This is a genomic window from Salmonella sp. NW884 (genome assembly GCF_051700745.1).
Lineage (GTDB): Bacteria > Pseudomonadota > Gammaproteobacteria > Enterobacterales > Enterobacteriaceae > Salmonella > Salmonella enterica.
The window spans coordinates 1-682 of sequence record NZ_JAMMDE010000036.1 but is presented as its reverse complement, the minus strand read 5'-3'; the positions used below and the strand labels follow the sequence as shown (position 1 = coordinate 682).

Below are 682 nucleotides of genomic sequence, written 5' to 3'. Positions count from 1 at the left end.
GATGCGCCTGTAAGGCTCTCTTACCAGCCGCGCCCTAACAGGCGCATACGATCTGACATTTGCATCAAACTTCGTTACTTACGGCCCGTAAACGGGCTGCCCGGATAAGGGATCGATAATTGCTCACCCATTTTATCCTCTTCAAGCTGGTGCTTTATGTAGTCCTGTATCTTCGCCGTGTTCTTACCCACCGTATCGACATAGTACCCTCTGCACCAGAACTCCCTGTTCCTGTATTTGAATTTTAGATCCCCAAACTGCTCGTAAAGCATCAGACTACTTTTACCCTTCAGATATCCCATGAAGCTCGACACACTCATCTTCGGCGGGATCTCCAGAAGCATGTGAATATGATCTGCACAACATTCCGCTTCCAGAATTCGTACGTTTTTCCATTCACACAATTTTCTTAATATGCTGCCTACTGCCCTACGCTTCTCTCCATAGAACGCTTGTCTTCGGTATTTGGGCGCGAAAACTATGTGATATTTACAGTTCCATCGGGTGTGCGCTAAGCTCTTTTCGTCCCCCATTGGGACCCCCTTTTGATTTCTTGTTGAACTTTTGCAGTTGCCAGACCGCAAGATGTTTTAACAAATCAAAAGGGGTTTTAATAACTGGCTTAAAGCTGAAAGCTTTCCGGAACCCCCAGCCTAGCTGGGGGTTTTCCATAGACAAAAAA

The 682-nt window shown here is 46.3% G+C and carries 2 protein-coding genes; both read right to left on the bottom strand.

Features of this window, described 5'->3' with window-relative positions; all coding sequences use genetic code 11:
• Positions 1 to 74 precede the first annotated feature (74 nt).
• Positions 75 to 533, bottom strand: a complete 459-nt coding sequence (gene tnpA, locus NA197_RS23385; RefSeq protein WP_000502119.1) for an IS200/IS605-like element IS200F family transposase — start codon at positions 531 to 533, stop codon at positions 75 to 77.
• A partial coding sequence (locus NA197_RS23380; protein ID WP_000397091.1) for a hypothetical protein occupies positions 490 to 682 on the bottom strand: 193 nt, incomplete at its 5' end. The genes NA197_RS23380 and tnpA, both read right to left, overlap by 44 nt.